The sequence below is a fragment of the Chromobacterium sp. S0633 genome (genome assembly GCF_024158805.1).
In the GTDB taxonomy this organism is placed as follows: Bacteria; Pseudomonadota; Gammaproteobacteria; order Burkholderiales; family Chromobacteriaceae; genus Chromobacterium.
The window spans coordinates 113,272-135,515 of record NZ_JAMZGH010000004.1 but is presented as its reverse complement, the minus strand read 5'-3'; the positions used below and the strand labels follow the sequence as shown (position 1 = coordinate 135,515).

Annotated in this window: 19 protein-coding genes; 7 read left to right on the top strand and 12 right to left on the bottom strand. The window is 62.7% G+C overall.

Features of this window, described 5'->3' with window-relative positions; all coding sequences use genetic code 11:
* Positions 1-2: 2 nt before the first annotated feature.
* The 8 genes from NK214_RS04100 to NK214_RS04065 all read right to left on the bottom strand — a co-directional run bounded on the left by NK214_RS04100 (position 3) and on the right by NK214_RS04065 (position 8,799).
* The gene (locus NK214_RS04100) at positions 3-2,831 is read right to left on the bottom strand and encodes a 2-oxoglutarate dehydrogenase E1 component (RefSeq protein WP_107798171.1); all 2,829 of its coding nucleotides are present in this window, start codon (positions 2,829-2,831) and stop codon (positions 3-5) included.
* A 198-nt stretch (positions 2,832-3,029) separates the two neighbouring features.
* Complete coding sequence (gene gltA, locus NK214_RS04095) at positions 3,030-4,322, bottom strand: citrate synthase (protein ID WP_107798170.1); 1,293 nt, start codon at positions 4,320-4,322, stop codon at positions 3,030-3,032.
* A gap of 53 nt (positions 4,323-4,375) precedes the next feature.
* On the bottom strand, positions 4,376-4,624 hold the full coding sequence (locus tag NK214_RS04090) for a succinate dehydrogenase assembly factor 2 (protein ID WP_107798169.1): 249 nt from the start codon (positions 4,622-4,624) through the stop codon (positions 4,376-4,378).
* A complete protein-coding gene (locus NK214_RS04085) occupies positions 4,621-5,331 on the bottom strand; it encodes a succinate dehydrogenase iron-sulfur subunit (RefSeq protein ID WP_107798168.1) in 711 nt (236 codons plus the stop codon). Before NK214_RS04085 ends, NK214_RS04090 begins: the two co-directional genes overlap by 4 nt.
* Positions 5,332-5,344: 13 nt before the next feature.
* A complete protein-coding gene (gene sdhA / locus NK214_RS04080; protein WP_253313809.1) occupies positions 5,345-7,117 on the bottom strand; it encodes a succinate dehydrogenase flavoprotein subunit in 1,773 nt (590 codons plus the stop codon).
* Positions 7,117-7,461 carry a succinate dehydrogenase, hydrophobic membrane anchor protein gene (sdhD, locus tag NK214_RS04075; protein ID WP_043592734.1) on the bottom strand — a complete coding sequence of 115 codons (345 nt, stop codon included), beginning with the start codon at positions 7,459-7,461 and terminating at the stop codon, positions 7,117-7,119. Before sdhD ends, sdhA begins: the two co-directional genes overlap by 1 nt.
* A complete protein-coding gene (gene sdhC, locus NK214_RS04070) occupies positions 7,455-7,829 on the bottom strand; it encodes a succinate dehydrogenase, cytochrome b556 subunit (protein WP_019103264.1) in 375 nt (124 codons plus the stop codon). Before sdhC ends, sdhD begins: the two co-directional genes overlap by 7 nt.
* 235 nt (positions 7,830-8,064) lie before the next feature.
* A complete protein-coding gene (locus NK214_RS04065) occupies positions 8,065-8,799 on the bottom strand; it encodes a GntR family transcriptional regulator (protein WP_048415654.1) in 735 nt (244 codons plus the stop codon).
* A 210-nt stretch (positions 8,800-9,009) separates the two neighbouring features.
* Between NK214_RS04065 and NK214_RS04060 the strand changes: the two genes are divergently transcribed.
* The 3 genes from NK214_RS04060 (at position 9,010) to lysS (ending at position 12,790) form a co-directional block, all read left to right on the top strand.
* Positions 9,010-9,990, top strand: a complete 981-nt coding sequence (locus NK214_RS04060; protein WP_048411376.1) for a malate dehydrogenase — start codon at positions 9,010-9,012, stop codon at positions 9,988-9,990.
* 116 nt (positions 9,991-10,106) lie between these two features.
* Positions 10,107-11,211, top strand: a protein-coding gene (gene prfB, locus NK214_RS04055; RefSeq protein ID WP_253313866.1) for a peptide chain release factor 2 whose coding sequence is annotated in 2 segments (ribosomal slippage) — positions 10,107-10,187 and positions 10,189-11,211 — 1,104 coding nt in all. Because the reading frame shifts where the segments join, the coding sequence is not laid out codon by codon here.
* 73 nt (positions 11,212-11,284) lie between these two features.
* Entirely contained in the window at positions 11,285-12,790 is a 1,506-nt protein-coding gene (gene lysS, locus NK214_RS04050; protein WP_253313808.1) for a lysine--tRNA ligase, read from the top strand.
* 135 nt (positions 12,791-12,925) lie between these two features.
* Here lysS and NK214_RS04045 read toward each other — a convergent pair whose 3' ends face one another.
* Entirely contained in the window at positions 12,926-13,258 is a 333-nt protein-coding gene (locus NK214_RS04045; protein ID WP_253313807.1) for a monooxygenase, read from the bottom strand.
* A 211-nt stretch (positions 13,259-13,469) separates the two neighbouring features.
* On the opposite strand from NK214_RS04045, the gene NK214_RS04040 reads away from it, so the two are divergent.
* Positions 13,470-13,919 carry a hypothetical protein gene (locus tag NK214_RS04040; RefSeq protein WP_253313806.1) on the top strand — a complete coding sequence of 150 codons (450 nt, stop codon included), beginning with the start codon at positions 13,470-13,472 and terminating at the stop codon, positions 13,917-13,919.
* Positions 13,920-13,927: 8 nt separating this feature from the next.
* Here the strand turns inward: NK214_RS04040 and NK214_RS04035 are convergent, their stop codons facing one another.
* Positions 13,928-14,917, bottom strand: coding sequence for an aldo/keto reductase (locus tag NK214_RS04035; protein WP_253313805.1), 990 nt, complete (start codon positions 14,915-14,917; stop codon positions 13,928-13,930).
* Between the two features lie 103 nt (positions 14,918-15,020).
* Here NK214_RS04035 and NK214_RS04030 point away from each other — a divergent pair, with 103 nt between their 5' ends.
* Positions 15,021-15,923, top strand: a complete 903-nt coding sequence (locus NK214_RS04030) for a LysR family transcriptional regulator (protein ID WP_227106932.1) — start codon at positions 15,021-15,023, stop codon at positions 15,921-15,923.
* 13 nt (positions 15,924-15,936) lie between these two features.
* Here NK214_RS04030 and NK214_RS04025 read toward each other — a convergent pair whose 3' ends face one another.
* Positions 15,937-16,878 (bottom strand): sensor domain-containing diguanylate cyclase, encoded by a 942-nt coding sequence (locus tag NK214_RS04025; RefSeq protein WP_107798159.1) that lies wholly within the window; start codon positions 16,876-16,878, stop codon positions 15,937-15,939.
* A gap of 32 nt (positions 16,879-16,910) precedes the next feature.
* Positions 16,911-19,721 carry a bifunctional diguanylate cyclase/phosphodiesterase gene (locus tag NK214_RS04020; RefSeq protein WP_107798158.1) on the bottom strand — a complete coding sequence of 937 codons (2,811 nt, stop codon included), beginning with the start codon at positions 19,719-19,721 and terminating at the stop codon, positions 16,911-16,913.
* A 254-nt stretch (positions 19,722-19,975) separates the two neighbouring features.
* Here NK214_RS04020 and NK214_RS04015 point away from each other — a divergent pair, with 254 nt between their 5' ends.
* Together NK214_RS04015 and ubiG are read left to right on the top strand one after the other, a co-directional pair.
* Entirely contained in the window at positions 19,976-21,295 is a 1,320-nt protein-coding gene (locus NK214_RS04015) for a TRZ/ATZ family hydrolase (RefSeq protein ID WP_107798157.1), read from the top strand.
* A gap of 2 nt (positions 21,296-21,297) precedes the next feature.
* Positions 21,298-21,996, top strand: coding sequence for a bifunctional 2-polyprenyl-6-hydroxyphenol methylase/3-demethylubiquinol 3-O-methyltransferase UbiG (gene ubiG / locus NK214_RS04010; RefSeq protein ID WP_107798156.1), 699 nt, complete (start codon positions 21,298-21,300; stop codon positions 21,994-21,996).
* Positions 21,997-22,244 lie beyond the last annotated feature (248 nt).

Sequence of the window (22,244 nt, the reverse complement as noted above, 5' to 3'; positions counted from 1 at the left end):
GGTTATTTGGCGACCGACATGGCTTCTTCAACGAAAGCCTTGAGTTGGGCGACGTGTTTGCTCATATAGCCTACGGCCGGGGAAGCGGACGACGGACGGCCGGCGAAGGACAGCGACTGCTTGGCGCCCAGCAGGCCTTCCAGGCGGTGGCGGATCTGATACCAGGCGCCCTGGTTGCGCGGCTCTTCCTGCACCCACATCACTTCGCGCGCCTGCGGGAAGCGCGCCAGTTCGGCGGCCACCTGCTCGGTCGGGAACGGATACAGCTGCTCGATGCGGACGATGGCGATATCGTCGTCCAGGCCGCGCTCCTTGCGGGCGGCGGCGAGGTCGTAATACACCTGGCCGGCGCACAGCAGCACGCGCTTGACCTTCTTGGCGTCCTGCACCACCGCGTCGCCGATCACCGGGCGGAAACCGCCGCTGGTGAACGCTTCGATCGGGCTCATCGAATCCTTGAAGCGCAGCAGGCGCTTGGACAGGAAGATGACCAGCGGCTTGCGATACGGGCGCAGCACCTGGCGACGCAGCATGTGGAACATCTGCGAGGCTTCGGACGGCATCACCACCTGCATATTGTGCTCGGCGCACAGTTGCAGCCAACGCTCCAGGCGCGCGGACGAGTGTTCCGGGCCCTGGCCGTCGTAGCCGTGCGGCAGGATGGTGGTCAGGCCGCACAGACGGCCCCACTTGGTCTCGCCGGAGGAAATGAACTGGTCGATGGCCACCTGGGCGCCGTTGGCGAAGTCGCCGAACTGGGCTTCCCAGATCACCAGCTGATCCGGAGCGGAACAGGCATAGCCGTATTCATAGGCCAGCACCGCTTCTTCGTTCAGGATGGAGTCGATCACCAGGAAATCGGCCTGGTTGTCCGACATATTGCGCAGCGGCACATAGCTGCCCTGGTCCCAGCTCTCGCGGTTTTGGTCGTGCAAGACCGAATGACGATGGGAGAAGGTGCCGCGGCCAGAGTCTTCGCCGGACAGGCGCACGCCGAAGCCATTGGTCACCAGGCTGGCGTAAGCCAGGGTCTCGGCCATGCCCCAGTCCGCGTTCTGCTCGCCGGCGGCCATCGCCTTGCGCGCGGCCAGCACCTTCTGCACCGTCGGATGCAGCTTGAAGCCGTCCGGCAGCGAGGTGAACTTCTCGGTCAGGCGCTGGATGTCGGCCTGCGGCAAGGAGGTGTCGGTCGGATGCGCCCAGTGGGTGCCCAGGTACTGGCTGAAGTCCAGCGCGTGTTCGCGCTTGTAATTGGTCAGCGCGGTCTGCTCCACGTGCTCGCCCTTGTCCAGCGCGTCGCGGTAGGCCTGGATCTGAGCGTCGGCCTCTTCCGCCTTCAGCACGCCTTCCTGCACCAGACGCTCGGCGTACATCGCGCGCACGCCTTGGTGCTTGGCGATCTTCTTGTACATCATCGGCTGGGTCAGGAACGGGTCGTCGCCCTCGTTGTGGCCCAGTTTGCGATAGCACACCAGATCGATGACCACGTCCTTCTTGAAGGTCATCCGGTAGTCCAGCGCGGCCTGCATCACATAGCAGACGGCTTCCGGATCATCGCCGTTGACGTGGAAGATCGGCGCTTCGATCATTTTGGCCACGTCGGTGCAATACATGGTGGAGCGGATGTCGCGGGTGTCCGAGGTGGTGAAGCCCACCTGGTTGTTGATCACGATGTGTATCGTGCCGCCGGTGCCGTAGCCGCGGGTCTGCGATAGGTTGAAGGTGCCCTGGTTGACGCCCAGGCCGCCAAAGGCGGAGTCGCCGTGGATCAATACCGGCACCGCGGTCTTGCGTTCCGCGTCCTTGCGGCGTTCCTGCCGCGCGCGCACCGAGCCCTCCACCACCGGGTTGACGATTTCCAGGTGCGAGGGGTTGAAGGCCAGCGACACATGCATCGGGCCGTCGGCGGTCGGGATGTCGGAGGAGAAGCCCATGTGGTACTTCACGTCGCCGGAGGCCATTTGCTGGGCGGCCTTGCCTTCGAATTCGGCGAACAGGTCGCGCGGCAGCTTGCCCAGGGTGTTGACCAGCACGTTCAGACGGCCGCGGTGGGCCATGCCGATGATCAGTTCCTGCACGCCCTGGCCGGTGGCGTTCTGGATCAGGTGATCCAGCGCGGCGATGGCGGACTCGCCGCCTTCCAGCGAGAAGCGCTTCTGGCCGACGTATTTGGTGTGCAGATAGCGTTCCAGCGTCTCGGATGCGGTGATCTGCTTCAGGATGCGCTGCTTCTTGGCCGCGTCGTAATGCGGCGTGGACAGATCGCCCTCGAAGCGCTTTTGCACCCAATGCTTTTCATCCGACTTGGTGATGTGCATGTACTCGACGCCGATATTGCCGCAGTAGGTCTGCTTCAGGCGCGCCAGGATGTCGGACAGCGGCATCTTCTGCGGGCCCACCAGCGAGCCGGCGTTGAATTGCACCGCCATGTCGGCGCCGGTCAAGCCATGGGTAGCCGGGTCCAGTTCGCGCACCAGCTCCTGGTCCATGCGCTTGAGCGGGTCCAGATTGGCCTGGCGGCTGCCCAGCACGCGGTAGGCGGAAATCAGTTTCAGCACCCCCACCTGCTTTTGCATGGTGTCCCATTCAGCCCCGCTGCTGGCGCGCTGGCCGGCGGCCGGCTTCTTGGCCAGCTGAATGAAGGATTCCTGGATCGGCATGTGCGGCACATCGCGTTCGGCAGCGCCCGGCGCTTGCGCCAGCTTGTCGAAATAGTCGCGCCACTCGTTCGGAACGGAGTTGGCGTCAGCGAGGTACTGTTCGTACAGCTCCTCGATGAACGGTGCATTCCCACCGAACAGGTAAGAATGGCTGTACATGGATTGCATCATGGGGCTACCCTTTGTCGTTTCTGTTCGGAATCCGGCCAGCTACGCCCTGGCGCGAACTCCCTGTTGCTGCATGGGGAAAACGCTATCGGAAAAACTTTTTGTTGTGCTTCCCATAACATTCTGACCCTGCCCCGGCCCGCCGTCGGGCCGGAAAAAAAGGCTGGCTGAAGCCCTGCTCCAGCCAACCCTCGTTCCTGCTTACTTGCGCTTCTCCACCGGAATGAAATCGCGGCGGGGGGCGCCGGTGTACAACTGACGCGGACGGCCGATCTTCATCGCCGGGTCGGAGATCATTTCGCTCCAGTGGGCGATCCAGCCCACGGTGCGGGCCAGCGCGAAGATCGGGGTGAACATCGACACCGGGATGCCGATGGCCGACAAGACGATGCCGGAGTAGAAGTCCACGTTCGGGTACAGCTTACGCTCGATGAAGTAGGGATCGGACAGCGCGATCTTTTCCAGTTCCATCGCCAGCTTGAACTTGGGATCGTTGTGCAGGCCCAATTCGTTCAACACTTCGTCGCAGGTCTGCTTCATGATGGAAGCGCGCGGGTCCATGTTCTTGTACACGCGGTGGCCGAAGCCCATCAGCTTGTAGCGCTTGTCCTTCACGCCTTGCATGAAGTCGGCCACGTTTTCCACGCTGCCGATTTCATCCAGCATCTTCAGCACGGCTTCGTTGGCGCCGCCATGGGACGGGCCCCACAGGCAGGCGATGCCGGCGGCGATACACGCGAAGGGGTTGGCGCCGGAGGAGCCCGCCAGACGCACGGTGGAGGTGGAGGCGTTCTGCTCGTGATCGGCGTGCAGGGTGAAGATGCGGTCCAGCGCGCGCGCCAGCACCGGGTTCACCTTGTACTCTTCGCACGGGGTGGAGAACATCATGTGCAGGAAGTTTTCCGCGTAGGTCAGGCCGTTTTTCGGGTAGGAGAACGGCAGACCCTTGTTGTAGCGGTAAGCTTGCGCGGCGATGGTCGGCAGCTTGGCCACCAGGCGATGCGCGGAAATGCGGCGATGCTCAGGATTGGAGATGTCCAGCGAGTCATGGTAGAAGGCGGACAGCGCGCCCACCACGCCCACCATCACCGCCATCGGATGCGCGTCGCGACGGAAGCCCTTGAACAGGCTCATCAGCTGATCGTGCAGCATATTGTGGCGCATGATGCCGCGCTCGAAGTCCTTGCGCTGCGCCGCGGTCGGCAGTTCGCCGTTCAGCAGCAGGTAGCAGACTTCCAGGTAATCGCTCTTCTCGGCGAGTTGCTCGATCGGGTAGCCGCGATAGTAGAGCTGGCCCAGATCGCCGTCGATGAAGGTGATGCCGGACTCGCAGCTGGCGGTGGCCAGGAAGCCCGGGTCGAACGTGAACATGCCGGTTTTGGAGAAGGTGCGGATGTCGACGACATCCGGCCCCAAAGTGCCGCTCTGGACCGGCAAATCCAGAGTTTCCTTACCCTCGTTGTATGTGAGCGTTACTTTGCGATCAGTTTCCACAGCAATACTCCCAGTCGGTTTATGGTCGTTGTAATTGGGGTGATGCACAGCCGTCAGAGCGAACGGAGAATCGCCACGATGCCCATCTCTTCCGGGTCGTCCAGATCGGCCTTGCCGCTGACGACGTCCAGAAAATCGGTATCGGGCAAATCCAGCAACCGCCGATAAGCCTCAATCTCGGCGGGGGCGAGCTGGTCGAAGGGGCCGGCGAAGAATTTCTCCAGCACCAGATCCAGCTCCAGCAGCCCCCGCCGGGACCGCCAACGGATCCGCTTGAGTTCAATCGGATCGTAGGCGGTCATACTGCACGCTTGACCATCAGGTCCTTGATCTTGCCAATCGCCTTGGTCGGATTCAGGCCCTTAGGACACACGTCCACGCAGTTCATGATGGTGTGGCAACGGAACAGGCGGTACGGGTCTTCCAGGTTGTCCAGGCGCTCCTTGGTCGCTTCGTCGCGGGTGTCCGCGATAAAGCGATAGGCGGCCAACAGGCCGGCCGGACCGACGAACTTGTCCGGGTTCCACCAGAAGGACGGGCAGGACGTCGAGCAGCAAGCGCACAGAATGCACTCGTACAGGCCGTCCAGTTCCTTACGGTCTTCCGGCGACTGCTTGCGCTCGCGTTCCGGCGGCGGCGTGTCGTTGATCACATAAGGCTTGATCGAGTGGTACTGCTTGAAGAACTGGGTCATGTCCACGATCAGATCGCGGATCACCGGCAGACCCGGCAGCGGACGCAGCTCGATCGGCTGTTTCAGGTCGCGGAAGTCGGTCAGGCAGGCCAGGCCGTTCTTACCGTTGATGTTCATCGCGTCGGAACCGCACACGCCTTCGCGACAGGAGCGGCGGAAGCTCAGCGTGTCGTCCTTCACCTTCAGCTTGACCAGCGCGTCCAAGAGCTTGTGCTCGGTGGAGTCCATCTCCACGCTGATGTCCTGCATATACGGCTTGGCATCGGTTTCCGGATTGTAGCGGTAGATGCGGAATTTGACGGTTTCGGTAGTCATCTTGATGGAACCCTTAGTAGGAGCGGGTCTTCAGCGCGATCGTATCGACCGACAGCGGCTTCAGATTGACCGGCTTGTAATCCAGACGGTTGGCTTCGCGATACCACAAGGTATGCTTCAGCCAGTTCTTGTCGTCGCGGCCGTTCGGGGTTTCCTCGGTGTCCTTGGCGTCGTCGCGCACATGGGCGCCGCGGCTCTCGGTGCGGGCGTTGGCCGAGATCATGGTGGCCTTGGCCACTTCGATCAGGTTCTCCAGCTCCAGCGCCTCGATGCGGGCGGTGTTGAAGACATTGGACTTGTCGGAGATCTCGGTGCGCTGCACCATCTTCTCCACTTCCAGAATCTTCTCCACGCCTTCGGCCAGCATGTCCTTGAAGCGGAACACGCCGCAGTGCGCCTGCATGGTGCGCTGCATGGCTTCGCGCGCGTCGTTGACTTGCACGCCGCCGGTCTGCTGATTCAGGCGCTCGACGCGGGCGATGGAGCGCTCGACATCGGCCAGCGCCAGTTCCGGCAGGTCTTCCGGATGCTGCTTGATGAACTCGATCATGGAGTTGGCCGAGCTCTTGCCGAACACCAGCAAGTCCAGCAGCGAGTTGGTGCCCAGGCGGTTGGCGCCGTGCACCGACGCGCAGGCGCATTCGCCGGCCGCGTAGAAGCCCTGCACTTTTTCGCCCTGCACCACCACTTCGCCGTGGTAGTTGGTGGGAATGCCGCCCATCTGGTAATGGCAAGTCGGTACCACCGGAATCGGGGCCTTGATCGGGTCCACGCCGGCGAACTTGATCGAAATCTCGCGGATGCCCGGCAGCTTGGACATGATCACTTCCGGATCCAGGTGAGTGATGTCCAGCAGCACGTGATCCTTGTTCGGACCGCAGCCGCGGCCTTCGTTGATCTCGGTCACCATCGCGCGCGACACCACGTCGCGGGACGCCAGGTCCTTGGCGTTGGGCGCGTAGCGCTCCATGAAGCGTTCGCCCTGCGCATTGCGCAGAATGCCGCCTTCGCCGCGCACGCCTTCGGTGATCAACACGCCGGCGCCGGCCACTCCGGTCGGGTGGAACTGCCAGAACTCCATGTCTTCCAGCGGGATGCCCGCGCGGGAAGCCATGCCCAGGCCGTCGCCGGTATTGATGAAGGCGTTGGTGGACGAGGAGAAGATGCGGCCGGCGCCGCCGGTGGCGAACAAGGTGGCCTTGGCCTGGAACACGACGATTTCCGAGGTTTCCATTTCCATGGCGATCACGCCCTGGACATTGCCGTCGGCGTCGCGGATCAGGTCCAGCGCCATCCATTCAACGAAGAAATGGGTATTGGCGCGCACATTGCGCTGGTATAGCGCGTGCAGCATGGCGTGGCCGGTGCGGTCGGCTGCGGCGCAGGCGCGGCGCACCGGCTTTTCGCCGAAATTCGACATATGGCCGCCGAACGGGCGCTGGTAGATGGAACCGTCGGCGTTGCGGTCGAACGGCATGCCGAAGTGCTCCAGCTCCACCACCACCTTGGGCGCTTCGCGGCACATGAATTCGATGGCGTCCTGATCGCCCAGCCAGTCCGACCCCTTGACGGTGTCGTACATATGCCAGTGCCAATGATCTTCCTCAGAGTTGCCGAGAGAAGCGGACACGCCGCCCTGGGCGGCAACGGTGTGGGAGCGGGTCGGGAATACCTTGGACAGCACCGCTGTCTTCAGGCCGGCCTCGGACAATTGCAAGGCCGCGCGCATGCCTGCTCCGCCTGCCCCAACGATAACGGCGTCGAAATGACGAACAGGAATACCCATTACAGCCCCCAGACCACTTTAACGGAATAGATAAAACAGGAAACCAGCCAGACGATGGTGAACACGTGCAGCGCCAGGCGTACGCCCACCGGCTTCACATAGTCCATCCACAGATCGCGGATACCCACCCATACGTGCAGGAACAGAGCGATCAGGCTCACCTGAGTCAGCAACTGCACCCAGAACTGGCCGAAGAACGCCTTCCAGCCTTCGTAGCCGGACGGCATGGTCAACAGGAACAAAGCCAAAGCCACGGTGTAGATCAACATGATCACCGCGGTGACGCGCTGCATGATCCAATCGCGCAGGCCATAGCCGGCGCCGACGACATTGCGATTTACCATAGAGCAACTCCCAGAACCACGGTCAGCGCCAGGCTGACGGCCACGACGGTCTTGGCGGTGGCGCGGGCGGTCTGCAGTTCGAGACCTTTATGAATATCGAGGAAGAGGAAACGGATACCGGCACAGAAGTGGTGCATATACGCCCACAACAGGCCGAGCAACACCAGCTTCATCAGCGGGTTGCCCACCACGGCGCGGTAGGTTTCGAACGATTCGGCCGAACTCAGCGAACCGTGCAACAGGTAAATCAACAGTGGGAGAGAAAAGAACAGCGCAACACCGCTGATCCGGTGCAAGATCGAGACGATGCCGGGAATCGGCAATCTGATCTTGGCCAGATCCAGGTGCTTTGGTCGTTGCTTCTGCATATGGCTTCCTTGGATGTTTTTAGAACCAAGAGGTTACACAACAGACGGTCCGCTACGAGACCGCCCGCTTGAAGGGCTCCGTTGTTGTTATGGCTGGATGCCCGTCATTACCGCTCATGCCGCACCAGGAATATCGCGGTGCAATATGACCCGGGGATTCTAGCAAAACTGGCTGGCCGCGGCCCGTTTTTCGCCGCCGGCCCAGCCGTCCACGTCACGTCAAAAGCCCGCCGCGTCAAGCCCGGCGGGCGGTGTAAGCCCAGTTGTGCGTCAGACAGTAACGCTGCCGCCACTCCAGCGGCACGCCCTCCATCGAGCCGGAAATCCGGATCAGGCTCAAGGCCGGCGCCTCGGCCACCATGCCGGTGACGCCGAGCAGCGCGCTCTCCTCGCGCGGCAACATCAACGCGCGAAACTGCTCGCACAATACTTTCAAACGGATGCCGAAACGCTGCTGCAGCGCCTGGTACACCCCGGACGAGCCACGCAGCCATCGCGCGTCCAGCCCCTCGAACTCGTCGGCCGGCAAGAAGGCCTCGTCCACCGCGACCGGGATGCCGTGCCAACGCCACAGCTGCCGAACTCTCAATAAAGGCGCAGCGCGCCGCAATTGCAATGCCGCGGCCATGTCGTCGCTGGCGTTGCCCCGCGAAATGCCGAGGAACTCCCGCGCCAGATCGTCCGGCTGCTCGTTGAACAGGCCCGGCGTCAGCAGCAGGCCTTCGCCCCACTCGCTGGGCGCCGGCGCCACGAAAGTGCCCCTGCCCTGCGCGCGATACAGCAGGCCGTCGGCCACCAGTTCGCCCAAGGCCTTGCGCACCGTGCCCTGGCTTGCGCCCAGCTCGTCCGCCAAGTCCCATTCGCTGGGCAAGGCATCGTTCTCCTGCCATTCGCCATCGCCGATCCGGCGCAGCAATTGCTGCTTGATCTGGCTGTACAGCGGCTGTCTACGCAGCGGTCGATCTGTCATGTTCTCTGTTGTATCACCAAACAAATCAAGCGTAAATACAAGTCTTATATAAGATACAAGACTTTACTGGACCCATCAGCTTTTCTGATGAGGATTACACCCCCACTTTGGCTATACTCCGTGTTACACTCAGCCGCACAAAAGCATTCAATGCTGCAGAGCAACATCTGCATATCGTCATTATCGGATACATCAAAGGAGAGTCCGCCAATGAAAGCTCCCGTTCGCGTCGCCGTCACCGGCGCAGCCGGCCAAATCGGCTATAGTCTGCTGTTCCGCATTGCCAGCGGCGAAATGCTCGGCAAGGATCAACCGGTCATCCTGCAACTGCTGGACCTGCCGCAAGCCCAAACCGCCCTCAAGGGCGTGATGATGGAACTGGAAGACTGCGCCTTCCCGCTGTTGGCCGGCATGGTTGCCACCGACGACCCGAACGTGGCCTTCAAGGACGTCAAGGTCGCGCTGCTGGTGGGCGCCCGCCCGCGCAGCAAGGGCATGGAGCGCAAGGATCTGCTGGAAGCCAACGGCGCCATCTTCACCGTTCAAGGCAAGGCGCTGAACGACCACGCCGCCCGCGACGTGAAAGTGCTGGTAGTGGGCAACCCGGCCAACACCAACGCCTGGATCGCGATGAAGTCCGCTCCGGACCTGAATCCGAAAAACTTCACCGCCATGTTGCGTCTTGACCACAACCGCGCGCTGTCCCAGATCGCCGCCAAGACCGGCAAGCCGGTGGCCGCCATCGAGAAGCTGGCGGTATGGGGCAACCACTCGCCGACCATGTACGCCGACTACCGCTTCGCCAGCATTGATGGCCAGCCGGTCAAGGCCATGATCAACGACGAAGCCTGGAACCGCGACGTATTCCTGCCCACCGTGGGCAAGCGCGGCGCCGCCATCATCGAAGCGCGCGGCCTGTCTTCCGCCGCCTCCGCCGCCAACGCCGCCATCGACCACGTCCACGACTGGGTGCTGGGCAGCCAAGGCAAATGGGTGACCATGGGCATTCCGTCCGACGGCTCCTACGGCATCCCGGAAGGCGTGATGTACGGCTTCCCGGTTGTATGCGAAAATGGCGAATACAAGATTGTGCAAGGTCTGGAAATCGACGAGTTCAGCCGCGAGCGGATGAACTTCACCCTGGCCGAACTGGAAGAAGAGCGCGCCGCCATCGCTCACCTGTTTGGCTGATCCATCCCAAGTCTTTTCAGCAAAAGCGCACCTTACGGTGCGCTTTTTTGTCTTTGATCAAGACCCGATTTCCCGACTGCCTATATTTAACAGACTGCCATTTGGAGTTGAGCATGATTGAAGTCGAAGTACTGAACCAAATCGCGGCCAAGATAGACGACCTGGCCACCCGTGGCGCCGACATCCGGGGGTATCTTTGACTACGACGGTAAAAAAGACCGTCTGGAAGAAGTTTCCCGCCTGACCGAAGACCCGGACATCTGGAATGATCCCAAGCGCGCCCAGGAACTGGGCCGCGAGCGCAAACAGCTGGAAGACGTGGTGCTGGTGATCGACGAGATCAGCGCCATGGTCGGCGACAGCGCCGAATTGTTCGAGATGGGCCGCGCCGAAAACGACGACGACACTATCCTGGCCGTGCAGGCCGATCTGGACACCGCCGAAGCCAAGCTCGCGCAGCTGGAATTCCGCCGGATGTTCCACGATCCGATGGACCCGAACAACTGCTTCCTGGACATCCAGGCCGGCGCCGGCGGCACCGAGGCCCAGGACTGGGCCGGCATGCTGCTGCGCATGTATATCCGCTACGCCGAACGCAAGGGCTTCAGCGTGGAAGTGCTGGAAGAGTCCGAAGGCGAAGTGGCCGGCATCACCAGCGCCACGCTGAAGATCAGCGGCGAATACGCCTATGGCCTGCTGCGCTCGGAAGTGGGCGTGCACCGCCTGGTGCGAGTATCGCCGTTCGACTCCAACGCGCGTCGCCACACCTCCTTCTCCTCGGTCTTCGTCTATCCGGAAGTGGATGACAGCTTCGAGATCGACATCAATCCGGCCGATCTGCGCGTCGATACCTACCGCGCCTCCGGCGCCGGCGGTCAGCACATCAACAAGACCGACTCCGCCGTGCGCATTACCCACAATCCCACCGGGATCGTGGTGCAGTGCCAGAACGACCGCTCCCAGCACCGCAACCGCGACGAAGCGATGCAGATGCTGCGCGCCAAGCTGTACGAACTGGAACTGAAAAAGCGCAACGAGGCCAAGCAGGCGCTGGAAGACACCAAGACCGATGTGGGCTGGGGCCACCAGATCCGCTCCTACGTCTTCGACCAGTCCCGCATCAAGGACCTGCGCACCAGCTACGAAGTGGGCAACATCAAGGGCGTCATGGATGGCGACCTGGACGGCTTCATCGAAGCCAGCCTGAAACAGGGCGTCTGAACCTAAAACCCGCTTAACCCGGCCGCCGCCCGCGCGGCGGCCAACAGCCATTGCATTGAACTACGGAGTGAACATGTCTGAACACGAGCAAGCATCGCCCAGCCAGGACGAAAACCAGATCATGGCGGAACGCCGCCAAAAGCTGAAGAGCATCCGCGAACAGCGCATCGCCTTCCCCAACGACTTCAAGCGCAGCCACTTCGCGCAAGTCCTGCAGGACGCGCACGCCGGCAAGGAAAAGGAAGCGCTGGAAGCCGAAAAGATCGAGGTTGCCGTCGCCGGCCGCATGATGTTGAAACGTGTGATGGGCAAGGCCAGCTTCGCCACGCTGCAAGACGGCAGCGGTCGCATCCAGGCCTATATCTCCAATGACGGCGTGGGCGAAGAACAGCACGCCGAGTTCAAGCACTGGGACCTGGGCGACATCGTCGCCATCAAGGGCGTGCTGTTCAAGACCAAGACCGGCGAACTGACGGTGCAGGCCAGCGAAGTGCGCCTGCTGTCCAAGAACATCCGTCCGCTGCCGGAGAAATTCCACGGCATCACCGATCAGGAAACCAAGTACCGTCAGCGCTACGCCGACCTGATCATGAACGAGGACAGCCGCCAGACCTTCATCAAGCGCTCCAAGATCATCCAGAAGGTGCGCGACGTGATGGTGGGCGAAGGCTATCTGGAAGTGGAAACCCCGATGATGCACCCGATCCCGGGCGGCGCCGCGGCCAAGCCTTTCGTCACCCACCACAATGCGCTGGACATGCCCTTGTACCTGCGCATCGCGCCTGAGCTGTATCTGAAGCGCCTGGTGGTGGGCGGTCTGGAGCGCGTGTTCGAGATCAACCGCAACTTCCGCAACGAGGGGATGAGCACGCGCCACAACCCCGAGTTCACCATGATCGAGTTCTACGAAGCTTACAGCGACTACCAGCGCATGATGGAAATGACCGAAGCCATCATCCGCGAATGCGCGCTGGTATCCTGCGGCTCCACCACCGTCAGCTACCAGGGCAAGGAAGTGGATCTGGGCAAACCGTTCGACCGCTTCACCATCGTCGGCGCGATCAAGCACTACAACCCGCAATACACAGATGCCCAACTGGACGACGCGGCCTGGGTGGCCAGCGAGATCAAGCGCCTGGGCGGCAAGCTGCCGCCGGCGCCGGGCCTGGGCAGCCTGCAACTGGCGCTGTTTGAAGAATGCGCCGAAAGCCTGCTGTGGAACCCGACCTTCATCATCGACTACCCGGTGGAAGTGTCCCCGCTGGCGCGCGGTTCCGACAGCAAGCCGGGCCTGACCGAACGCTTCGAGCTGTTCATCGTCGGCCGAGAGCACGCCAACGGCTACTCCGAGTTGAACGATCCGGAAGACCAGGCTGCGCGCTTCCTGTCCCAGGTGGCGCAGAAGGACGCCGGCGACGACGAGGCGATGCACTACGACGCCGACTACATCCGCGCGATGGAATACGGCCTGCCGCCGACCGGCGGCTGCGGCATCGGCATCGACCGCCTGGTGATGCTGCTGACCGACGCGCCGTCCATCCGCGACGTCATTCTGTTCCCGCAGATGCGTCCGGAATAAGCGCTTCAAGCCTACGGCTCGACCCAGCCGCCCGCCTTCCGGCGAGCGGCTTTTTCTTTTCCCCCTCTGCCGTACCCTGCTTTTCAAACGCAGACAAGAACCTCGGCACAAGGCCCCGCTGACCAGGGCTGCCGGCTACTCGGCCCCAAGCGGCTCCGGCCCGCGCGCAAAGCCCGCATGATTGAGCTCGCTGAGCGCCAGGTTCACGTCGAAAATCCTGCCGCTGACCTCGGTCACCCCCAAGGCTTTCAGTCTTGCGCTGTGCATGCGCAGATAAGCTTGCGCCGTTTCTTCGCTGGCAAACAGATAAATGCCGCCAGCCTCTTGCCGGTCCGGGCTCTCCGTCCATATTTTCCAGATGAAGCCGGGCTCCTGATTGATGGACGCCGCCAGCTCTTGCAAGCGGCTTGCCATCTCGTCGCCGAAAGGACCGGAAAAATCAAAGTGGACTTGCAGAAGTTTTTGCATGAAAGCGTTTCCTATAGAAGACAAGACTCGCGGCAACGCAGGGCGCCTTGCCAGGCCGTCCATCGCAGCCGGGAAGTTTTGCTTTTGTTTGCTAAACCTCCTTTCCGCCAACAATAGACATCATTCCGTCCTTCAGCTTCGCGCATGCGCAATAGTGTCGGACGATATTGGCAGTACAACACTCGCTTGTACGACTAAAAGGACATTCGCCATGAAACGTCTATTCGCATTCGCCGCGCTGAGCGCCTCGGCATGGCTCTGCGCCATGCCGGCCCAGGCCGGCGTCTCCATCACCATCGGCCAGCCCGGCTTCTACGGACAACTCAGCCTGGGCGGTTTCCCGCCTCCGCAGCTGATCTATCCGCAACCGGTGGTCATCCAGCCCGCCCCGGTGGCGGTGGCGCCGATGTATCTGCGGGTGCCGCCCGGCCACATGAAGGATTGGCGTCGCTACTGCGGCCGCTACGGCGCCTGCGGCCGCCCGGTCTACTTCGTTCGCGACGAGTGGTACCGCCAAGTCTATGTGCCGCGTTATCAGCAGGTTCAACGCGGCCATGAGTACAGGCGCGAACACGAACGCCACGGCTGGCATGGCGACGACGATCACGACCATGGCCGCGGCCATGAGCGCGACCGCCGCGACTGGCGGCGAGACCGCTAAAACCGCGCTCAGCGCTGCACCGTCGCCATCACCTCGGACGCGTAGCGCAGGCCGCTGACGGCCTCCGGCGGAAAGACCGCGTCGATTTCCGCCCGCTCCGCCGGACTCAGTGCCAGCGTCAGCGCGCCCAGATTGTCGTCCAGATTGCGGATGCGGCGCGCGCCGGGAATGGCGACGATGTGATCACCGTGCGCCAGCACCCAGGCCAGCGCCAATTGCGCCGGCGTGCAGCCCTTGGCTTCGGCCAAGGCCTTCACCCGGTCCACCAGCGCCAGATTGCGGCGGAAATTCTCGCCGAGAAAGCGCGGATTGCCGCGCCGGTAGTCGTCGGCGTCGAAGTCGTCCGGGCTTCGGATCGCCCCGGTCAAAAAACCGCGCCCCAGCGGGCTGTAGGCGACGAAACCGACGCCCAGCTCCCGGCACAAGTCCAGCGTTTGCTGCTCCGGGTCCCGCGTCCACAGCGAGTATTCGCTTTGCAGCGCGTGGATGGGATGGACGGCGTGCGCGCGGCGCAAGGTGTCGGGCGCCGCCTCGGACAGGCCCAGGTAACGGACCTTGCCGGCGCGCACCAGCTCCGCCATCGCGCCCACCGTTTCTTCGATAGGCACTTGCGGGTCCACGCGGTGCAGATAGTAAAGATCGATGACGTCGACGCCCAGCCGCTTGAGACTGCCTTCGCAACTGCTGCGCACGTATTCCGGCCGACCGTTGACGCCGCGCGCGGCCGGATTGGCCGGGTCCATCACGATGCCGAACTTGGTGGCCAGCACCACCTCGCTACGGCGCGACTTCAGCAGCTGCGCCAGCAATTCCTCGTTGCGGTAAGGTCCGTACATATCCGCGGTGTCCAGCAGATTGACGCCGCGATCCAGCGCGTGATTCAGCGTGCGCAGCGATTCCGCGTCGTCATGCGCGCCGTAGAAAGCGCTCATGCCCATGCAGCCCAAGCCCAAAGCGGAAACGGAGGGGCCGTTACGGCCCAGGATACGTTGTTTCATGCCAGCCATCCTTCGCGGTCGGTTAAGATGCCTGAAGCATATGCGCTTGCCTCCATCGGAAAAACCGGCTTAATCTGCATGCATTACGTAGAAAATCTTCACAATGCCGCAAAACTCCCTGCACGCCTTGCAAGCCTTCCGCCTCATCGCCCAGCACGGCAGCTTCACCCGCGCCGCCGCCCAGCAAGAGGTCACCCCCTCGGCGCTGAGCCAGACGCTGCGTCAATTGGAGGCGCAACTGGGCGTGCGCCTGCTGAACCGCACCACCCGCAAGGTTGGGCTGACCGAAGCCGGCCAGGCGCTGCTGGCGCGGATCAGGCCGCTGCTGGAACAGTTGGACGGCGCGCTGGAAGACACTCGCCAATGGCAAGGTCAGCTCAGCGGCACCCTGAAGTTGACCTTGCCGCATACCGCCGCCGCCCTGCTGCTGTATCCCTTGCTGGCCGGCTTCATGCGCGCGCATCCGCAGCTAAAGCTGGAACTGGACGTGAACAATCAATTGGTGGATATCGTGGAGCGCGGTCTGGACGCCGGCCTGCGCTTCGGCGAGAGCCTGCAACAGGATATGCAGGCGGTGGCGGTCAGCGCCCCGCTCCGCTTTTGCGTAGCGGCCAGCCCGGCTTATTTGCAAACGCGCGGCGTACCCGCGCATCCGGCCATGTTGCGACAACATGATTGCCTGCGCTATCGCTTCGCCAGCAGCGGCCAGATCTACCGCTGGCAATTCGTCGACGCCGGCCGGCCGTTCGAAGTCGCGGTGCAAGGGCCGCTAACCGCCAACGACACCGCGGCGGCGCTGCACGTCGCGCTGGGCGGACTCGGCCTCGCCTATCTGCCGCAGGCGATGGCCGAACCCCATCTGGCGGACGGCGGCCTGATCGCCGTATTGGAAGAATGGATGCCGCCGGCGGAGGCCTTCTACCTGTATTACCCGCACCACCTGCATCAGCCGGCGAAACTGCGGGCGTTCATCGACTACCTGAGACAGGCGATGACCGCCCGTTGACGGCCCGCCGGCCTCACCCCGCCCGACAGCAATTGCGCCCCGCCGCCTTGGCCTGATACAAGGCGGCGTCCGCGCGCTGCAGCAAGACCTCCACTTCCAGGCCCGGCTGCGCGCAGACATGGCCTATGCTCAGGGTCAAGGGCACCGGATGCTGCTGCCATTGCAGATTGGCGGCGGCGAGCCGCTGCCGGGCCTGTTCCGCCAAGGCCGCGGCCTTGGCCTGATCGGCGTCCGGAGCCAGCAGCAGAAACTCTTCCCCGCCCCAGCGCGAACAGAGCAAGTCCGGAAACGTCTCGCTCAGCAAGCGCGCCGCTTCCACCAGCACATAGTCGCCGCCGTCATGGCCGAAATGGTCGTTCACCAGTTTGAAATGGTCGATATCGCACAACAAGACCGCGAACGGCCGGCGCGTCTGCAGCCATTGCAGCCAGGCGGCCTCCATCTGACGCACCGCCTCGCGGCGGTTGATCAAACCGGTGAGAAAATCCGTGCGCGACAACCTGACGTTCTCGTCCATCGCGCACTTGAGGTCGTCCACGTCGCGGAAAGTGACGATGTGCCAGTTGGGCAGCAGATCGGCATGCAGTTGCGCGGTGACGATGAACCAGCGCAGGCGGCCGTCGGCGCAGCACACCCTCACCGTCATCTCCGCCAGGTTGCGGCCCAGCGCCAGGCTGTCCTTCACCGCCTGCAGCCAGCTCTGCTCCACCTCCAAGCGGTAGGCCGGATCGGGATAAGCCAGACGAAACCAGGCCTCCATGTCCGGCATCTGCTCCAGCGTGTAGCCTATCTGCTGCAGGAAAGCGCGGTTCAGATAGCGATGCACGCGCCGGCCGGGCTGGTCCAGCTTGGCGTCGGATTCCGAGATCAGGATGGGAATGGGCACGAAGTCCAGGCTGCGCGACAGCACTTCCTTGCCGACATCCACCGCCTCGTCGCCAATCTTGAAAGTCATCCGCGCGCTCCCGTCCCTGCCCTTGGGTCAGCTCACTCCTGCGGCAACAGGCAGTCCTGGGCCAGCAGTTTGACGAACTCGTCCGCCGGCAGCGGCCGGGCGATCAAGTAGCCTTGCACGTATTCGCAGCCTTCGCGTTGCAGGAAGTGCCATTGCTCTATCGTCTCCACCCCTTCCGCCACCACCTTCATATTCAGGTTCTTGGCCATATTGATGATGGCGCGGGCAATGGCGGTGTCGTCGGCGTCGTGCGGGATGTCGCGCACGAAAGAACGGTCGATCTTCAGCTTGTCCGCCTTGAAGCGCTTCAGATAAGACAGGCTGGAATAGCCGGTGCCGAAGTCGTCGATGGACAGCTTCAGCCCCATATTCTTCATATTGTCGATGGCCTGTATGGTGGCCATCGCGTCTTCCATCACCACGCTCTCGGTCACCTCGATGTCCAGCGCGTGACCGGGCAGGCCGTTGGTGGCCAGCGCCGAGGTGATCTGATCCGCCAGATCGGACTGGCGGAACTGCAAGGCGGACAGATTGATGGCCAGGGTCAGTTCCGGCAGACCCTGGCTGCGCCAGGCGGCCAGCTGGCGCGTGGCCTCGCCTATCACCCAGTTGCCGATCTGCACGATGAAGCCGCGCTCCTCCGCCACCTCGATGAAACGCACCGGCCCCAGCACGCCCAGCGACGGATGGTTCCAGCGGATCAGCGCCTCGGCGCCTATGATGCGGCCGCTGGCCATTTCCACTTGCGGCTGATAATGCAGCACGAACTCCTCGCGCTCCAGCGCGAAGCGCAGCTGGCTTTCAATCGCCAGGATTTCGCGGGCGCGGGCGTTGAGGTCGGCGGTGTAGAACTTGTAGCTGTTGCGGCCCGAGGATTTGGCGTGATACATCGCCGCGTCGGCGTTGCGCACCAGGGTCTCGTAGTCGCGGCCGTCGTCCGGGTAGACGCTGATGCCGATGGACGGCGTGATGGTGATCACATGATTGTGCAACTCTATCGACGCAGTGAAGGCGTCGCGGATGCGCTCCGCCGCCATCGCCGCCTCGCCCGGATCGGAAATCACCGGCAGCAGCACGATGAATTCGTCGCCGCCCTGGCGCGCCAGCATCTCTCCCGGCCCCAGCACGCCCTTGATCCGGTCCGCCGCCACCTGCAGCAGGGTGTCGCCGGCGGTGTGGCCCAGCGATTCGTTGACGGTCTTGAAGCGGTCCAGGTCCAGCAGCAGCAAGGCCAGCCGCTCGTTGTCGCGGCCGGCGTTGTGGATAGCCAGCTCCACCCGGTCCTGCATGTGCACGCGGTTGGGCAAGCTGGTCAGCACGTCGAAATGGGCGAGGAACTGGATGCGCTCGTCGGCCGCCTTGCGTTCGGTCAGATCGCTGAAGATGGCCACGTAATGGGTGATTTCGCCCAGGCTGTTGCGCACCGCGTTGATCGCCAGCCATTCCGGGAACACCTCGCCGTTCTTGCGGCGGTTCCACAACTCGCCCTGCCAGGAGCCGTGGTCGGCGATGGACTGCCACATCTGTTCGTAGAAGGGCTGGTCGTGGCGGCCGGAGGACAGCACGCTGGTCTTCTGGCCCAGCACCTCGTGCTGGGTGTAGCCGGTGATCTCGGTGAAAGCGCGGTTGACGCTGCGGATGCGTTTGTCCGCGTCGGTGATCATGATGCCTTCCACGGTGTTCTCGAACACCTTGGCGGCCAGTTGCACCCTCTCCTCCGCCGCGCGTTTCTCGGAGATGTCGCGCACCATGCGCCATACCGCGTTGATGCGTCCGAAGGCGTCGCGCATCGCCACGGTCTTGACGCTGACCGGCACCGGATTGCCGAAACGGTTGATATAGGTGGCCTCGAACTCGTCGCAGTAGCCGAAGCGCAATACCTTGTTGTCCAGATTGAAGCGCTCCAGCGCCTCGCTCTCCGGCCCCACCAGCGTCCAGAAATTCTGCAGCTTGAGCTGATCCAGGCTGTAGCACATCAGGTTGAGGAAGGCGGGGTTGGCGTCTATCACCTGGCCATCCAGCGAGCTGATCACAATGCCGTCGAGGTTGGACCAGAACAGCTCGCGGTATTTGTTCTCGGAGCGGCGCAGCGCGTCCTCCACCTCGCGGCGGCGGGAAATGTCCGCTTCCAGCGCCAGCGTCTTGGCGCGCAACTCGTCCAGCAAGCGCTTGAGTTCCGCGCGGGTCCATTCCAAGTGTTTGCCCAGATGGCCGATCTCGTCGCGGCGCTGCCATTCGAACGGCCGGTCCAGCTTGAGTTCGGCCAGCAAGCGCGCCTGTTCGGTCAGGGCCTTCATCGGGCTGAGGAAACGCGAGTGCAGAATGCTCATGATCAGCAGAATGGACAACACCAGCTGCGCCGCCAGAATCATCAGAATATTCTTGATCTGGTTGTTGAGCGCGATGGCGAGGTGTTCATTGTCGAATTCCAGCGTCACCTGGCCGATTTCCTCGCCGCGGTAGATCACCGGTTTTTCCACAAAGGAGACACTGCCGATGCGGCGCTCCGCGCGCACCGAAGACAGAAAGATCTGATTGGACTGGGTGTCGGTGACGCGGATGGAAACCACCCTCGCGTCTTCCATCACCGAAGCGATCAACGGGTTGCCGGCCTGGCGGCTCAGATTCCACAAAGGCTCCTGCATGCCCAGAGCGACGATGTCCAGCAGGCGTTTTTGATCGGTTTCCAACTGGGCGGTCAACGCGTCCCGTTGAATATTAAAACTCAGATAACTGATGATGGACGCGGGAATCAGCAAGCCCAGCACCACGGCGATGAGAAAGACAGCCCTGAGGGAAAGGCCGGTACTGGCTGTGGATTTATCGTCAGCGTGGTGTGCCATGTTTGCGTTTATTATCGCTCGCCATTAGCCGCAGGCAATTGAGCCCATGCGTCAGTTGTTCATATTTTCAAAAGTATACACCGGATAATCGCGGCAAAATGCTGGAATATTCACTAGTCATCGCCTTGTCAAGCCCGGATCCGGCAAGCCTTGCGCCAGCCTGCTTCGCCGCCGCTTCCCGCGCTCCGTCATTGCCTTGCATTTAGCCTCGGCCTACAATCCACGTCACTTCAAAATCGCGCCAGGATTGCCCCATGTCCCAGTCCCGTTATGACAAAATTATCACCGCCCGCTGGATCATTACCGTCGAGGAAGACGGAGAAATCCTGGAAAACCACGCCATTGCTCTGAAGGATGGCAGGATTGCCGCGATTATTCCAGCCGACCAAGCCGGCGCGCTGGAGGCGGATCAACGCGTGGAATTGCCCAACCACGTGCTGATGCCGGGCCTGATCAATCTGCACGGCCACTCCGCGATGACGCTCTTGCGCGGCCTCGCCGACGACAAGGCGCTGATGGACTGGCTGACCAATCATATCTGGCCGGCCGAGGGCAAACACGTGCGCGACGATTTCGTGTTCGACGGCGCGCTGCTGGCGATGGGGGAAATGATCCGCGGCGGCACCACCACCATCAACGACATGTATTTCTATCACGGCGCGATGGCCCGCGCCGGCCTGGCCTCCGGCATGCGCACTTTTGTCGGCTGTTCCATCCTGGAGTTCCCCACCAATTACGCCAGCAACGCCGACGACTACATCAGCAAGTCCCTGGCCGAGCGCCGCCAGTTCCTGGGCGAAGAACTGATCACCTTCACCCTGGCCCCGCACGCGCCCTACACGGTGTCGGACGACACCTTCGCCAAGGTTGTGACGCTGGCGGAACAGGAAGACATGCTGATCCACTGCCATATCCACGAAACCGCGGACGAGGTCAGCAACAGCGTCAAGGAGCGGCACCAGCGCCCGCTGGCCCGCCTGCAACAGCTGGGCCTGCTGTCGCCGCGCCTGATCGCCGCCCACATGGTGCATCTGAACGACGAGGAAATCGAACTGGCGGCCAAGCACGGCGTGTCGGTGGCGCACAATCCCTCGTCCAATATGAAGCTGGCTTCCGGCATCGCCCCCATTCCCAAGATGCTGCAGGCCGGCATCGCGGTGGGCATAGGCACCGACGGCGCCGCCTCCAACAACAAACTGGACATGCTGGCGGAAACCCGGCTGGCGGCGCTGCTGGCCAAAGTGGGCACGCTGGACCCCACCTCGGTGCCCGCCGCCGCCGCCATCCGCATGGCTACGCTCAACGGCGCGCGCGCGCTGGGCATCGCCGACAAAGTCGGCTCGATCAAGACCGGCAAGCAGGCCGACCTGATCGCCATCGATCTGTCCGCCATCGAAACCGCGCCGGCCTTCGACCCGATCTCCCACGTGGTCTACGCGGCCGGCCGCGAACAAGTCAGCCATGTCTGGGTCAAAGGTCAGGCCCTATTGGAACAACGCCAACTCAAAACTCTGGACGAAGCCGCGCTCAAGGCGCGCGCGGAAGATTGGCGTCATCGCATTCTGGCGAAATAATCATGATTAATGTAGACGAAACCGAAATCGACAAATTCAGCCAGCTGGCGCACAAGTGGTGGGACATGAGCGGCGAGTTCAAGCCGCTGCATGAAATCAATCCGCTGCGCCTGGACTTCATCGACGCGCGCGCGGCCATCGCCGGCAAGCAAGTGCTGGACGTGGGCTGCGGCGGCGGCATCCTGGCGGAAAGCATGGCCGCGCGCGGCGCCGGCGTCACCGGCATCGACCTGGCCAAGAAATCGCTGAAAGTGGCTCAGCTGCACAGCCTGGAGTCCGGCGTGGCGGTGGATTACCGCTGCGTGGCGGTGGAAGAACTGGCGGAGGAAGCGCCGGCCAGCTTCGACGTGGTCACCTGCATGGAAATGCTGGAACACGTGCCGGACCCGCAAAGCGTGGTGCGCAGCTGCGCCAGCCTGGTCAAACCCGGCGGCTGGGTGTTTTTCTCCACGCTCAACCGCAACGCCAAATCCTATCTGCTGGCGGTGATCGGCGCCGAATACGTGCTGAACATGCTGCCACGCGGCACCCATGAATACGCGCGCTTCCTCAAGCCTTCGGAATTGTCGCGCATGGCCCGCAACGCCGGTCTGGAGCTGGATGTCGTCCGCGGCATGAGTTACAACCCGCTGACGCGCATCTACGCGCTGGGCGACGATACCGCCGTCAATTATCTGATGGCCTGCCGTCGTCCCGAATAAGCGGCAAGAAAAAAGGCCTTCGCCATGGGCGAAGGCCTGAATCACACTCCCGGTTCCACACCGGACACAACCCGCTAAAGTTCGCAAACGCCGCGCCGGCTTCGACGCCCTCGCGGGACGGCCCGCTTACGGCGGCGTTCGGCTTGCGCCGCTCGTCGCCTGCGAGGCTGCTGTTCCCGCTCGGGCCGGCCGCCGGCCGGGTCCGCAAGACGGCGGAAATGCCTCTCCGTCGCCTCTCGCCTATTTTG